This is a genomic window from Leptospira yasudae (genome assembly GCF_003545925.1).
Classification (GTDB): domain Bacteria; phylum Spirochaetota; class Leptospiria; order Leptospirales; family Leptospiraceae; genus Leptospira; species Leptospira yasudae.
The window spans coordinates 54,217-68,497 of the sequence record NZ_QHCU01000009.1; the positions used below are offsets into that span (position 1 = coordinate 54,217).

Sequence of the window (14,281 nt, forward strand, 5' to 3'; positions counted from 1 at the left end):
AATCGTATGAAAGAATTTTTGGTTCAAGGTTAAACTCTTGGAAACGAATCAACCCAATCTATTTCCGAAAACGAGAGAAGAAGTCATCCGGGAGAATCTGGATCTGTTCGATCTTCCGATTCGGATCCAAGCCCTGATCGAAAACATTCTTCAGGGAAATATCCGGGAACAATCCTTGGTTTGTTGTCACAGCGCCTGCGACGTCTGCAACGCGACGATTCGAACCTGTCTTCGAAAAATCAAAAACGAGTTGGAAGTTTCTTGAGCGATCTTTTTACAAAGAAGCCGATTCCACCTCTTGCGCATAAAATCCGTCCTTCCAGTTTCGAAGAGGTCATCGGTCAGACGAGGGCCACCAAACAACTCGTCAACTATCGTTCTCCCGTTTCCATCATTCTCTATGGTCCGCCGGGAACGGGAAAATCCACGTTAGCCGGAATTCTTTGCCGCAGATGGAACCTTCCGTATGTGGAATACAACGCCGTTTCCACCGGAGTCGCAGAAATCAAAAAACTTTTGGAACGAGCGGAACGGGAAGGAACGATCCTTCTGTTTTTGGACGAGATCCACCGCTTCAGCGCTTCGCAACAGGACAGCCTTTTGAAAGGAGTGGAAACGGGTCATCTCGTATTGATCGGTGCCACGACCGAAAACCCTGCCTTTCGGATCACAAGACCTCTTTTATCCCGTTGTCAAATCCTGAAAATCGAACCTCTAAGTTTGGAGGAACAATCCTCCCTTTTGGAAAGAGGAATTCAAAATCTTGCATATTCCATAAATTTAAACGAAGAAGCCAAGGAAACGCTGATCCGTTTTTCGGGCGGTGACGGAAGGAAGTTATTATCGAACCTCGAAGGGCTCAGCTTCAGTTTTCCGGACGGTCATACGATTTCCAAATCGGACGTGGAGGAATATCTTGCGAGCCGCGTGATCGAATACGACAAAAGCGGCGAATCGCACTACGATGTGATTTCCGCGTTTATCAAATCGGTCCGTGGAAGCGATCCCGACGCGGCCTTGTATTATCTCGCCGTTCTTTTGGAAGGAGGAGAAGATCCTCTTTTTATCATGCGAAGATTGATCATTCTCGCGAGCGAAGACGTGGGGAACGCTTCCGTAAACGGTTTGCCCCTTGCGGTTTCCGGTCTTCATGCGCTCGAGGCGATCGGAATGCCCGAAGGAAGATTGATCCTCGCGCACGTCACAACCTTCTTAGCATCCTGTCCCAAATCGAACGCGAGCTACAAAGGATTGGGCGCGGCGCTTTCTTTCGTTCGAGAAAAAGGAACCGGGATTAAAATTCCGAATCGTCTTCGAAACGCGCCCACCTTTCTTCATAAAAAGGAAGGGGCTTCCCAGGGTTATATCTATCCGCACGACTTCGGCGGGTTTAAGGAACAAAATTATTTCCCGGACGAGTACGCGGATCATCCGCCCCGTTTTTACTTTCCGACGGGAAACGGAGCCGAGTTGAAGTTGAAGGAATATCTGGAGAAGGTCTGGGAAAAAACTGCTTGGAAAAAAGGGGATTGAAAGACGTCGATCGTTCGAGAGCGCGTCGGATTGATTACTTGTCGTAGAGTTCCGGGCGAACCTTGACTTGTTTCGTGTCGGCTTCCAGTTTTAAACCTTTGTCAGCTTCGTTTTGAATTCGATTCGCATCGGAATTCCATTGCGGAATCGATTGAATCGTTTCTTTCGTCTTTTTTCGTTTGAATTCGGATTGGAACATATTTCCTCCTTGGCCGTAAGACCGGCGAGGCTTAATAAACGTTTCGTGCGTTTCGATCAAAATCTAAATTCTTTTTTTAAAAGAAGAATTGCGATTTGATTACAAAACCGCAATTTACGCGAATTCTCTGCGCAGAGCGTCGAGAACCCGGTCGTTTTGGTCCGGCCTTCCGATCGTGATTCGAAGCGCGCCCAGTTCGTAGCTTTTCAAATCCCGGAGAATGATTCCCTGGCGGAGAAGAGATTGCGCGATTTCCGTGGAAGTTTTCCCGTTCTTTCTTGCAAAAAGCGTAATGAAGTTCGCGTACGAATTCATAAATTCGATCTGTTCTTCTTGTGCGAACGATTCGTATCGTTTCATCTCGTTGAGATTGTTTTCGAGATAGGATTCCACGTGCGATTCGTTTTGCAGGGCGGTCGTAGCCGCGAGCGCGGAGAGATTGGCGACGCTGAACGGAGGACGCATCTTATACAGATTGGAGATCAATTCCTTGTTTCCGATTCCGTATCCGATCCGCATTCCTCCGAGTCCGTAAACCTTGGAAAAGGTCCCCGTATAAAATACGTTCGGAAAAAGATCGGTGACTTCTTTTGCGGGAATGAACTTGTTCGGATCCTTTTTGTTTCCGAATTCCATATACGCGGCATCGATGACGACTAACGTGTCCTGTGGAATCCTTCTTAAAAATTCGTAAACGTCCGATTTGTCGAGTGCGTCTCCGACCGGATTGGAAGGAGTGCATAAAAAGATGATTTTCGGTCGAACGGACTTTGTGAGATCCAGAAACGCGTTTAGATCGTGAGGAACCGTTTCCGTGGAATGAACTTTCGCGCCGCATTGAAGCGCGTAGATCTTATACATTGCAAACGTGATTCGATTGATGAGAATCGGATCTCCCGGTCCCAATACGCAGCGGCAAGCGAAGTCCAGAACCTGATCGCTTCCGTTGCCGGGAATGATCCGATCGGGGGTTACGCCGAATCTTTCGCCTAACGCGGTTTTCAGATCCAGGTAAGAATCGTCCGGATAATACGACATCGTGGAAGCGGCCTTTTGAACGGCTTCAATGACGGGTTGCGCGCAACCGAACGGGTTTTCGTTGGAACCGAGTTTGATGACTTGATGCGGATCGATCCCGAATTCCCGTACGACGAGTTCGATCGGTTTACCGGCTTCGTAGCTTTTAAGCGAGTTTAGAATGGGTTGAAAGGGGATCATCTTACGCTATAGTTTTTTCGGGAAAAAATTTGGGAATCGATTTAAGAAAAATTCTTCGGCGTCCGTTGCTTTCCCTCCTTTTTTTCCTCTAATCCTCAGTATTCTTATAGATAAGACACTGGAAACAAAATGAAAGATACGCGGTTTCATCACGAGATAGAAGAAGAGAGATTGGATCGTTTGGAAGATTTTTCGAACGGAGAAATTCTGATTCAGGAAATTCTCAAGTCGTTCGAGGACTTTGACAGAGCCTTAGGGAATACGGTTCAGGAACTCTTTCCCTTGGAAGACAAGAAGTAATCTTACGAACAATTTTCCCGAATGGTTTTCCATCGATCGATTCGGATTCCTCTTTGTTTCGCCTTCATCCCTTTGGAAAAATCCTTGGCCTTTTGAATGCGGCTTTGATTGTCCGGGTGCGTACTGAACCAATCTAAAATTTTCGCTGCGTCCCATTCCTTTTGTTCCTCCGCTTTTTTCTTTCCGCTTTGCGGGACTTTCTTTCCCAACTTCGCTTCTTCCCTTTCAAAGAAGTTCACGAAACCGCCGAGACCTATGCCGGATTTTTTTAAGGTCTCGAACGCTTCTCCGTCCGCTTCCTCTTCGAACTCGCGCGAGTAGCGGAGAATGGTGAGAGTGTTTACGATTTCCGTAATCGTTTCGAGCGTTCCAATATCGTCGAAGCCGATTCCGATCGCGAGTTTCACCACGAGAGAAATTCCGAGCAGTCGAATCATCTGCCGAATTCCGTGACGATTTTCCACGTGCGCGATTTCGTGCGCGAGGATGGCCGCTACTTCTTCCGGCGATTCGGACTCTTCCAAAAGTCCGGAAAGGATGTAGATGGTTCCGCCGGGCAAAGCGAACGCGTTTACGTCTTCGCTTTTGAGAATGCGGATGGAATATCGATCCCGTTTTTTCGGAGATACGATCGTGTTGCGGATTTTTTTTACGCTCTGAGAAAGTTCCACGTTCTTACATTCGGAGTAGTTCGCTTCGAATTGTTTCGAGATCATTTCTCCGAGGGATCTGTCCGCGGATTCGGGAACGATTACATAAAGTCGATCCAACTTCGTTAAAATCAGATATCCGATTCCGACCGCGAGAATTCCCGCAACGAGGATCTGAGGAAACGCCGGCAAAAGTAAAAAGCGGGAAAGAATTCCTTTGAAATCGTTGGAGAACGCCTTCTTGCGATATGCCTGAATCAACTTCGCCTTTTGCGGAGAATCGAACGTGAAGATCAGATCGTTTTGCGTTTCTTGCCGGTCGTCGAGTTGAAGTCTATATTCGTTTCCGAGTTTTTCAAGCGACTGGATTTGTGTATAAGAAAAATGGAATGTATTTTTTCCTTCAGGAAGCGTTTCGGAGCGGAAGAAAAGACCGGTCTCCTGCGGAACGAGCGTCCCGGAGACCGGAGCGGCGGTTTTGCCGTCGTAGAAAAAATCGGGCATTCGTCAGTTGCCGAACACCGAGCTGATGGCTTCTCCCGCTTCCTGCAATCCGTCCGCCAATGCGCTCGCACTCGGATCTTTTACGCTTTGAATCGCGGAAAGATTCGGAGCCGATTCCAAGGATAAGGAATTGGTGATCATTCGGATGGAACGAAGATACGCCCAGGGAATTCCGATTCCCAACGTGAAGAAGACGAGAACGATCGACATGAGCATGTTTACGAAGATGGCTCCGGGACGAAGTTCGGAACGAAATGGAATTCCCTGGAACTTCGTGTGATTCCAATAGTAGTTGTGGAGATTCGCGTGAAACCAGAAGGAATAGATTCCCGCGGTTATCAGCGTAAAGAAAAATCCTTTGAGATAGATGAAGAAGAGTTCCTTTCCGATTCCGTCGTATTGAAAGTTCGCGTTTCCGAGATGGGAATGGTCGATGAAAAACTTTTCGGTCTTATTGATGAACCAAGGAGTGTAAAATCCGAGAGTAACGAGGGTCAAAAGCGCGTTCGGTACGAAAAGCCGTACGAGTTGCAGCACTTTTCCGGTAAAACGGAAACGGATATTGTTAAACGAAGTTCTGCTTAAAAAGTATTTTCTCGATCCGATCGTGATATACGGAATCGCAAGAAGCATCGCGGAATAAAAAAGAATCGCGACAAGGATCGTCGCCCAAAGGCCGAGTTTGGCCGCGAGAAAAAACAATCCGAAATAAATGCCGAGCCCTAGGATGAGGATTCCCATTCCTTTCAGAAAGCCGATAAAATTCTCCTTACCGGTTCCGTGATAATCGAATCGTTGTCCTTGAAAAACGAGATGTCTATGGATGAACTTTTGCGTGTTTACTTTCGCCCAAAAAAAATAAACACCCGCCGTGATGATGGTAAAAAAGATGTTCTTCAGATAAATGAGGAAAAGTTCCTCTCCCTTCGCGTCCAGCGAGAAACGGGTTGCCGATTCGGATTGCATTTCAATCTCCTAAACTTGTAGATCGAACAACATACCCGCGGATTCTTTTCGTTCAAGAAAAAAATTTCCCCGCGGTCCGCATCAAGCCGTTAGTTTGAAATACGTTTTCGTAAAATCTTCGAAAAACCGATTCTGATCCAGAGCGTATTCCAAAACGAAGGCGCGCGATTCGTCGTTTTTCAAAAGCTCGCGATCGTTTGGGATCAAAAGCGGTCCTTCCAATCCGGCCTTGAGCAGGACGTGAAAGTAACTGTTGTCGAAGTTGTACGGATTTGCGGTGAACGATTCTCCTCCGAGCCAACCGATCGTTCTCGCTCCCGAAATCAAAACGAGGTCTTGCACGCTCAGTCCCATCTTGTGCAGACAGGGAAGCTGATCTCTTTGAGTCTGCATTCCCAAAGGAAGAATCTGCACGACCTCGTTTACCGGTTTATCCGTTTTACCGGGTTCGACGTGGAGACGGGGGCCGCCTGATTTTTCGATCGCGACCGCTCCGGCCAGCGCGAGAAAGTCAGCAAACGAAAAGGAAGTCTGCATCTTTTCGTTGAACGTTTCCCATAAGTCTTTGATTTGATAGTAGTTTTGAACCAGGTCTCCGTTTTCGGAAAGATGCGCGAAGTGTTGGAACGCCTTCGCCGCGGAAAGTCCGATCCAATTCTCCTTTTCATCGAAGAGACAAGCGAGATGATAGACGAGTTTCAACCAGCTTCCCGTATCTCGAACGAGAATGATTCTTCGCAAAGAATTTCTCGCTTCTTCCCAAGCGTTTAAACTCGCCTTCTTGAGAATCTCCTTGACCTCGTAGAGTTTGTAATCCCCGGTTTTTCCTTTGAGCTGCGTGGAAAACGTTTTTCCTTTGAGAACCCTTTCCTTGACCTGCGCATAAGCCGATTCCGAAATCAAAACGGAAACTCCGGCCTTTTTTGTTTTGGACTCGATCCGGCTCGCCATGTTGACCGAATCACCGATCGCGGTGAAGGACATGTTCGCGGGATGTCCTAATTGTCCTAATATGCAACTTCCGTAATGTACTCCGACTCCGATCCTAAAGTTCGTATGAAAGTGGGATTTGAGATATTCGTTTAAGGAATAGAGTTCGATTTCCATTTCCTTTGCGGCTCGGATCGCGGAAAGACAAACCTCTTCGGAAGAACCTCCGTCCACTCCGAACAGAGCCATCAATCCGTCTCCGATATACTTGTCGATCTTTCCTCCGTGTTTTAAAACGATGTCGCCCATCTTGTAAAAGTAACGGTTGAGAATATGGATTACGTCGTACGGAAGATGTGATTCGGAGAAACTCGTAAAGTCGCGGATATCGCTGAACAGTATGGCGATTTCCTTTTCTTCTCCCGAGATCGCGGCGGAGCCTGGGATCGTTAGATTGTAGTCTTCGTCGTCTAAGACGATTCTTCGAACACGAACGTCACCCAATACTTTGGCTTGACAAGCAAGACGAACGGATTCCGGAAATCCTTTCTTTTGCGACAAATCCTTTTCATTTTGTTCAGGCTCGGATAAATTGGAAGGATTTTCCAGGACCAATACGCGGCACGTGGAACAACGGGCGTTTCCTCCGCAAGCGTGCGTATGAGGAATTCCATGAGACAAACTGATTTCTAACAGGCTCTGGGGCGATGAATTTTCGGGTAAACTAATTTCTCTTTCATTTTCGAAATTTACAAGAATCATGAAAACCTTCCGGATTAAACGGGGGAACTAAAAAAATAATTGGCGTCCTATTGGGAAGAGTAGAATGGCAGACTCGGTTGTCAATAGAAGAACTCGGTCGGGCTTTGGGGATTCGATTTTCAAAAACGCTAACGTGTGTTTTGAGGACCCGATTCTTATATAGTAAAAATGTTAAACGAATTACCGTTTTAGGATCATTGAATGGACGGAAATCAAAATCCTCAGGAAGAAAACAAGGACTCGAAACCTGTCATCCTTTTGGTGGACGACGAACTCATCATATTGAGGGGACTGAAAGAACAACTCAAGCTCGCCTTCGGAAAAGAATACGATATCGAAACCGCGGAAGACGCGGAATCCGCTTGGGAAATTTTGGAAGAATACGTCTCGAAAGGAATCGATGTTCCCGTGGTCGTCTGCGATCAAGTGATGCCTGGAGTGAAAGGGGACGAACTGCTCATCCGCATTCACGATAAAAAACCGGAAATCAGAAAGATCATGCTGACCGGTCAGGCTTCCGCGGACGCCGTCGGGAATGCGTTGAATCACGCGAACTTATACAGATATTTATCCAAACCTTGGGATTCGAACGATCTCATTCTTACCATCCGCGAAGCGTTGAAGTCCTATTTTTCGGATCAATCCTTATCCGAATTGAACCGCAAACTGGAAAAAACCCTTCTTTACGATCGGGAAACGGGGCGACCCAATCTCGAAAGTCTGCGAAGAGCTTTGGACGAGCGGGAATCGCAGGGATTACAGTCCACTCTTGCGGTCATTCGGATCGAATCCTCCACTTCGACTACGCATCATTTCGGAGTGGGAGTCTATCATAAGGTTTTGAATCAGTTTCTGACCTCTCTTTCCGCATTTATGGAGAAGTCGGGAAGTCTGTTTCATCTCTATCAGGACGAAGTCGCCATTCTCTCCAACGTGGACGAGAGCAAGTTCCATTCTTTGTTGGTTGCGTTTCGAATTCTTTTGCGTTCGGAATACATCGAGGCGGACGGGATTTCGTTCCGTGTGAACGTGTCGATCGGAGTCGCGACGCATCAGTCTTCGCTTTATTACAAGGCGAGAATCGCGATGATGCACGCGGCCCAAAACGGGGAACTCGAATTGATGAATTACTCCAACGCGATGGAGGAAGGGGATCAGTATCAGATCAATCTCGTTTTGGGAAGAAAGCTGAACGACGCGATTAACGCCGGTAATGTGATTCCGTATTTTCAGGGGATCTACGACAACAAACTCGAGAAGATTACGAAATTTGAATGTCTTGCAAGAATTCAGGAAGGGGACAGAGTATACTCTCCCGCGAGTTTTATTTCGATCGCAAGATCCACGGGAATCATCCGTCTTTTGACGCCGATTATGATCGAAAAATCGATCCGCTACTTCGCTAAATATCCCGAATATTCTTTTTCGGTGAACATTTCCGAATCGGATCTGGAAAAGAAGGGATTCGCGCTTTGGGTCATCAGCCGTTTGCAACACTACGAGATCGCAGCGGATCGCCTAACGCTGGAAATTCTCGAAACCGACCGTCTTCGAGGCGGGGAAAGAGGTCTGGAGACCTTGAAGGAACTCAAGGAATGCGGTTGTAAGATCGCAATCGACGATTTCGGGGTCGATCAATCGAACTTCGAGAGGCTGATGGAAATCGATCCCGATTATATCAAGATCGACGGAAAATTCATACAAGGAATTCACCTTAGTAAAACTCCGTATCTTCTCGCCTCTGCAATGACGGAGATGGCCCATCGAATCGGGGCAAAGGTAATCGCGGAATTCGTCGCAGGAAAGGGAGAATTTGATACCGTTCGCTCTTTAGGTGTGGAATACTGTCAGGGATATTATATCATGGAACCGGCTCCGGAGATTCTCCCCATACCCCAAGTTAGGATTTGAGACGGTTGGTTACTTTTTTCCAAAATTCGCTTGCCATTATTTTTTTTCCAAATAACGTAACGCCTTGCGTTTTTTAACGATTCGATAAGTCGAATAGAATAGGTGAGTATTTCAGTTGGATAAGGCAATTCTTTTTGTAGACGATGAAGCTCTGATCCTCATGAGCATGAAATCCCAGGTGAAACGTCATCTAGGAGACGGGTACAGGTACGAAACGGCGCTCGACGCCGGAGAGGCTTGGCAGATTATTGAAGAGTTAATTCATGAGGATGTTCGTATTCTTATTATTATTTCCGATTGGTTGATGCCTAACGTCAAGGGAGACGAATTCCTTAGACAGGTTCACAGCAAATATCCGGAGATTCAAAAGGTGATCGTGACCGGTCACGCGGACGATTCGTCCATCGAAGCTCTGAAAAAAGAAATCAATCTGCGTTCTTATCTGAAAAAACCTTGGGACGAGCGTGAACTCGTCTCCACAATCACGACCGCCTTGGAGGGATGAAACTCGACCGAACTCAGCAAACGCCTTCCTATGGGTCGGCGTTTAGGGAGCGGTTTATGAGTTACTTTTTCCGAGCGCCTCGTAGAAAGCGAGAGGTTGTTTTGATTCCCTAAATTTTTTCTTTCGCGACTTTGTCGCACCTCCGACAAATCTTCCGTGAAATCTGCGGGCCCCGCCCTGCGGAGCGATCCATAGAGAGCGACGCATAATGTTTCAAAAAGATTCTGTTGTGTATCATTTCACTCCCTATGGGTCGTTCAATAGGGTGGAGGATGATGAGCGATCCATAGAGAGCGAGTCGCTGAGTTTTGAGGCGGTGGGAAAACGTTCGGACAGATTTTTCTCTATCAGAAAATTCAACTTTTGTAAAGTAAAATCCTAACGCACGTTTCTGTCGTACCTACGACAACATTTTTACGAAATCGATTCATTCTCGATCGGCAGGTAAATCCGAAACGAGGTGTTTCCCGGAACGCTTTCGAGTTCGATTCTTCCTTCGTGTTTTTGTACGATCTTTTTCACGATATCCAAACCGAGTCCGCTTCCTTCTCCCGGAGCTTTTGTCGTAAAGAACGGTTCGAAAATTCTTTCCTGTATCTCTTTCGGAATGCCGGGGCCGTTGTCTTTCACGTCCACCATCAGTTCTCCTTCGATTCGTCTTAATCGGATGGTGATCGCTCCTTTGAACTGCATCGCCTGCAAAGAATTGTAGATGAGATTGGTCCAGATATGGAGAAGGTCGTCCGGATAACAAAGAATAGGCGGAACATCCTCGAAGTCTTTCTGAAGATCCACGCCCTTCTTGAGCTGATTGTGATAGATCGTGAGAACGGTTTCGATCGTGTCCTTGACGGAAGCGAGAATTCTTTCACCGGCGATGTCGAAGTGCGAAAAGTTTTTGAGTGCGTATAAAATTTTGGAAATCCGATCCACGGCTACTTGGACCGTTTTCGTATTTCTAAAAAAGTAGGACTCCAGGGAAGAATATTCCAAAATCAATTCGGATTGGTCGAGCAGCAGAAGAGGAATGAACTTTTCGTTGAGTTCGCCTATGCCCATGTCGACTAACGTGTCCGCGTAGGAAACCGCGAGACGCGTGGGGATCTTTTTGGATTCCAGCACGCTCGTGATCGCCTTCTTACGGTTTCTCTGTTCCATTCCCGTATAGTGTTCGTTGCTCTGGATCGCGCTTTCGATAAACTCGGCGGAGAGTTCCCTCATTTCCGAGTTCAAGGTTCCCATCGCGATCTGAACTCCGGGCAATAGGGAACGAAAGCGATTTAAGCATTCCTGAATGTTCTGATTGGAAGCTTGGACCGCTCCGATCGGGTTGTTGATCTCGTGCGCGATTCCCGCCATGAGTTGTCCCAGAGCGGCCATCTTTTCGCTTTGAATGAGCTGCGACTGCGTCTTCTTCAAATTGTCGAGGGTGTTTTCGAGCTCGGTTTTTTGGATTTCGATCAATCTGTTTCGAACGCGGATCTCGTCGTTTATGATCCGAAGTTCCTCGGCTTCCTTGAACGGGGTCGTGTCGATGATGTTGATGGAGTAATAGGTGCTTCCTTTGCTTACGAACACTCTTTGACTGATGATCGCAGGAAATAAATTTCCGTTCTTTTTTTTGGCGACGACTTCCATCGAATCCTTGTTTCCGATGAGAAACTTTTTCGAAAGCAGGTCTTCTAGGGATTCCTTGGACAACAAACGGGCGACGTTGAGTCCGATCGCTTCTTCCGCCGTATAACCGAATAATTTCTGAAACGCAAGGTTCGAATCCGAAATGCGGATTTTCCCCCGTTCGACGAGTAGAATCGCTTCGTTCGAAAATTGATAGAAGGTCTGGAACCTCAATTCGGAAGCCTTCAATTCTTCCTCGGCCCTTTTCCGTTCGGTGACGTCGGTTACGGTCCCGACTACGCGGATAGGATTCGAATGTTTATCTCGAAAGAGTTTCGCCTTCGCTTCCACCCAGGCGAGTTCTCCGTCTCCGAACAAAACCCTGTGTTGAAAGTAAATATCGTCTCCTTCGGCTCCTCTTTCGCCAGTAAGCACTTCTCGCATCAGTTTGTCCAAGCCGGGACGGTCTTCGGGATGAACCAATTCCATAATCGATCGGCGATTTCCTCCGAAGTCTTCCGGCCGGAGCCGAAAAATCTGAAACGCCTTTTCGGACCACGTTATGCGGTCTTCTTGAATGTCCCAGCTCCAGCTTCCCATGTTCGCCGCATTGAGCGCGAGCCGGAGACGATCCTCGCTTTCCCTAAGTTCCCGTTCGTTTAACACGTTTTCGGTGATGTCGGTTACGAGAAATACGAGGGATATGATTTCACCTTCCTGGTTTTTTACGGGAGAACCGTTTACGGAAAGATATTTGATCTGTTTGTCCGAGGTTACGATCGAATGACGGATGTCGTAGACGGGTTTGCCCGTTCGCATAACTACTGTAAACGGTTGATCTTCCTCTTTCCATTCTCCCCCGTCCACTGACTTGGCTTCCCATTGTTTCGAGTTGTAGCTTCTGGATGTGATGTCCGTGAGTTCGATTCCGAGAACGTGTTCCGAACTTTTATTCGCGTAGAGAATTTTTCCCTGGGGGTTTAAGACAACGATCGACGTCGCGCTGTTCTCCGTGATGGAAGACAGAAGATCCCGTTCCTGGGTTAATTCTTCCTCCACGCGTTTTCGTTCGAGCGCGTTGATTACGATCTCCGCGAAGTTGCGTAAAAGCTGATTTTCTAATATATCGAGTTCGGCTTCCAGGATCGATCCGACTTTTTCGGAACCGAATCCGAGTCTTCCTTTGAGAACTCCTCCGATAAGAAGAGGAACCGCCGTAAATGATTGGATTCCGTTGTTGATCAAAAGCTGCCGATCCGAAATCGCTTCGACGGGAAGATCTTCAACCTTTGCGATTTTTGCGATTCTTCCCACGCGCATCTCTGCGGTAAAAAAACTGTTAGGATCGATCGATTCCACTTGATTGAGGTTCGAGGTTTGGATCGCGGCATTCGGATCGATCCATTCGTATACCACTTTTCTTGTCGTATAGGTTTCATTGTAGAATACGATGTTGACCCGCTGCATGTTCAAAAACATTCCGAGTTTTTCCAAACCGGAATGGATGGTATGCGAGATGGAGGATAGAGGAAGATTGATGATCGCCCTCGAGACTGCGGTCGTGATCGTTTCAAATCCGAGACGGAACTGAAGAAGCCTTTCGTTCTTCCTTTTTTCGCTGACGTCCAAAACGGATCCGATGATCTTATCGACTTCTCCTTTTTCATCCAGGATCAATTCGCTCTGATTTAGGACGGTTTTGATTTTGCCCGTAGGAGTCACGATCCTATATTCGATTTCTCGAATGTATTTGTTTTTGATCGCCTCCTCGAAGTAATGACGGACCCGGTCGCGATCCTCGGGGTGAACGAAATCCAGACCTTTGATTCCGTCCTCGACTCCGTCCGGTCGTTCGTAGATTTTTCCGAGTTGTTCGGAAATCGCGATTTTGCCGGTCGAGCGATCGTATTCCCAGGAACCGAGTCCGGAAAGTTTCTGAGACCGGGAAAGCGCGGCTTCCTTTTCCTTGAGTTCCTGTTCCGCTTTTTTACGCCGATCGATATCCGCGTGAATTCCGTACATTTTAAGCGGCTTTCCGTTCGAATCGAAGTCCGTGAATTTTCCTGCGGTAAAAATCCATTTCCAAGAACCGTCGCTGCATTTCATGCGGAATTCGGCTTCGTATACGGGGGATTTGCCCGCGATATAATTCTGTAAAGCGGCGTCGACGTGGGGAAGATCGTCCGGGTGAAGCAGGGATTGCCATGTGCTCACGTGCGGTTTGAGGTCTTCGAGTTTATAACCGAGCATCTCCGCCCAATAATCGTTGTATTTGTTGCCGTCGGTTTCTACGTCCCATTCCCAAAGACCGAGTTCGGCTCCGTAAATCGCGGATTCGAGACGTTTTTGATTCTCTTTCAGTTCGTCCTTGATTTTCTTTTGATCACGAAAATCTAATATACTTCCCCGGATGAGAATGTTCTCGCCCAGAAGGGCAATCAAGCGCACTTCACAGGGAATGATTTCTCCCGATTTGGCCCGATGCAGCCATTCGAACGTGACCAATTCTCCCTGAATGGCTCTTTCTATGTAAGCCGTTGCGGCTTCGAAGCTCGTTCTTCCGTCCTCTTGCTCCGGAGGGCTGATGTCCACCGGGCCGATCTGTTGAAATTCCTCCTTTGTGAATCCGAAAATATCGACGGCTCTTTGATTTACCGATTGAAACTTTCCGGTGGAAACGTCCAAGATCACGATCGCATCGGGAGAATTTTCGATGATTTGTGAAATTCGAATTTCGGCCTTTTGCAAGGAAGCTTTGAGAGTTTCGTTTTCTCGGACGGTTTCCTCCAAAAATTTCGTTTTTCGGATCGCTTCCTCGTATTGTCGTTTTAACGTTTCTATTGAACCTTCTTCCGGTTTCATACTCGATCGTACCGCCGCGTTTTGCGAAGATCGCATAAGGGTTGTTTATGTCTTGAATGATATTTCATGAAAGCGTTCGCAATGGTCCGATTTTGTTATTAGTCTCTTCTTGTCTCAAAATTCAATCGATTCGAAATCTTTTTTGCGTTTTCATGCGAAATTATAAAATCCTGAACTCATTATATAATCCGGCGCGAATGTTACGGAATCGGAAATTAGAATTTCATTCTTTAAAAAAAAGAAATGTTCGATTCGAATCCGGAGTCGCCTCGAAGGATTATAACCGCACCGGGTCGTCTGCGATCGAATTTTTAAAAAAATTTT

The 14,281-nt window shown here is 47.0% G+C and carries 11 protein-coding genes; 5 read left to right on the top strand and 6 right to left on the bottom strand.

Annotation, left to right across the window (positions count from 1 at the left end; all coding sequences use genetic code 11):
* Positions 1–37 precede the first annotated feature (37 nt).
* Positions 38–265, top strand: a complete 228-nt coding sequence (locus DLM76_RS20130) for a hypothetical protein (protein ID WP_118957720.1) — start codon at positions 38–40, stop codon at positions 263–265.
* A complete protein-coding gene (locus DLM76_RS20135) occupies positions 262–1,533 on the top strand; it encodes a replication-associated recombination protein A (protein ID WP_118957721.1) in 1,272 nt (423 codons plus the stop codon). The genes DLM76_RS20130 and DLM76_RS20135 overlap by 4 nt, the downstream gene beginning before the upstream one ends.
* Before the next feature lie 34 nt (positions 1,534–1,567).
* Here the strand turns inward: DLM76_RS20135 and DLM76_RS21775 are convergent, their stop codons facing one another.
* Positions 1,568–1,732, bottom strand: a complete 165-nt coding sequence (locus DLM76_RS21775; protein ID WP_167450809.1) for a hypothetical protein — start codon at positions 1,730–1,732, stop codon at positions 1,568–1,570.
* Between the two features lie 114 nt (positions 1,733–1,846).
* A complete protein-coding gene (gene hisC, locus DLM76_RS20140; protein WP_118966354.1) occupies positions 1,847–2,950 on the bottom strand; it encodes a histidinol-phosphate transaminase in 1,104 nt (367 codons plus the stop codon).
* 129 nt (positions 2,951–3,079) lie between these two features.
* Between hisC and DLM76_RS21780 the strand changes: the two genes are divergently transcribed.
* Positions 3,080–3,250: a hypothetical protein gene (locus DLM76_RS21780; protein WP_167450810.1), complete on the top strand. Its 171-nt coding sequence runs from the start codon at positions 3,080–3,082 to the stop codon at positions 3,248–3,250.
* A 2-nt stretch (positions 3,251–3,252) separates the two neighbouring features.
* Here DLM76_RS21780 and DLM76_RS20145 read toward each other — a convergent pair whose 3' ends face one another.
* From DLM76_RS20145 to DLM76_RS20155, 3 genes are all read right to left on the bottom strand, one after another.
* The gene (locus DLM76_RS20145) at positions 3,253–4,404 is read right to left on the bottom strand and encodes a M48 family metallopeptidase (RefSeq protein WP_118966355.1); all 1,152 of its coding nucleotides are present in this window, start codon (positions 4,402–4,404) and stop codon (positions 3,253–3,255) included.
* Between the two features lie 3 nt (positions 4,405–4,407).
* Positions 4,408–5,370: a YjgN family protein gene (locus tag DLM76_RS20150; RefSeq protein ID WP_118957724.1), complete on the bottom strand. Its 963-nt coding sequence runs from the start codon at positions 5,368–5,370 to the stop codon at positions 4,408–4,410.
* Positions 5,371–5,451: 81 nt separating this feature from the next.
* Positions 5,452–7,062, bottom strand: a complete 1,611-nt coding sequence (locus DLM76_RS20155) for a peroxidase family protein (RefSeq protein ID WP_118966356.1) — start codon at positions 7,060–7,062, stop codon at positions 5,452–5,454.
* Between the two features lie 201 nt (positions 7,063–7,263).
* Between DLM76_RS20155 and DLM76_RS20160 the strand changes: the two genes are divergently transcribed.
* A complete protein-coding gene (locus tag DLM76_RS20160) occupies positions 7,264–8,973 on the top strand; it encodes an EAL domain-containing response regulator (RefSeq protein ID WP_118957726.1) in 1,710 nt (569 codons plus the stop codon).
* Between the two features lie 115 nt (positions 8,974–9,088).
* Positions 9,089–9,478: a response regulator gene (locus DLM76_RS20165; RefSeq protein WP_118957727.1), complete on the top strand. Its 390-nt coding sequence runs from the start codon at positions 9,089–9,091 to the stop codon at positions 9,476–9,478.
* 414 nt (positions 9,479–9,892) lie between these two features.
* Here DLM76_RS20165 and DLM76_RS20170 read toward each other — a convergent pair whose 3' ends face one another.
* Positions 9,893–13,957, bottom strand: coding sequence for a PAS domain S-box protein (locus tag DLM76_RS20170; RefSeq protein ID WP_158586407.1), 4,065 nt, complete (start codon positions 13,955–13,957; stop codon positions 9,893–9,895).
* Positions 13,958–14,281: the final 324 nt, after the last annotated feature.

Excerpts from the sequence above, each read along its gene's own strand:
- DLM76_RS21775 (WP_167450809.1), bottom strand. The coding sequence starts at position 1,732 with ATGTTCCAATCCGAATTCAAACGAAAAAAGACGAAAGAAACGATTCAA.
- hisC (WP_118966354.1), bottom strand. The coding sequence starts at position 2,950 with ATGATCCCCTTTCAACCCATTCTAAACTCGCTTAAAAGCTACGAAGCC.
- DLM76_RS21780 (WP_167450810.1), top strand. The coding sequence starts at position 3,080 with ATGAAAGATACGCGGTTTCATCACGAGATAGAAGAAGAGAGATTGGAT.
- DLM76_RS20145 (WP_118966355.1), bottom strand. The coding sequence starts at position 4,404 with ATGCCCGATTTTTTCTACGACGGCAAAACCGCCGCTCCGGTCTCCGGG.
- DLM76_RS20150 (WP_118957724.1), bottom strand. The coding sequence starts at position 5,370 with ATGCAATCCGAATCGGCAACCCGTTTCTCGCTGGACGCGAAGGGAGAG.
- DLM76_RS20155 (WP_118966356.1), bottom strand. The coding sequence starts at position 7,062 with ATGATTCTTGTAAATTTCGAAAATGAAAGAGAAATTAGTTTACCCGAA.
- DLM76_RS20160 (WP_118957726.1), top strand. The coding sequence starts at position 7,264 with ATGGACGGAAATCAAAATCCTCAGGAAGAAAACAAGGACTCGAAACCT.
- DLM76_RS20170 (WP_158586407.1), bottom strand. The coding sequence starts at position 13,957 with ATGAAACCGGAAGAAGGTTCAATAGAAACGTTAAAACGACAATACGAG.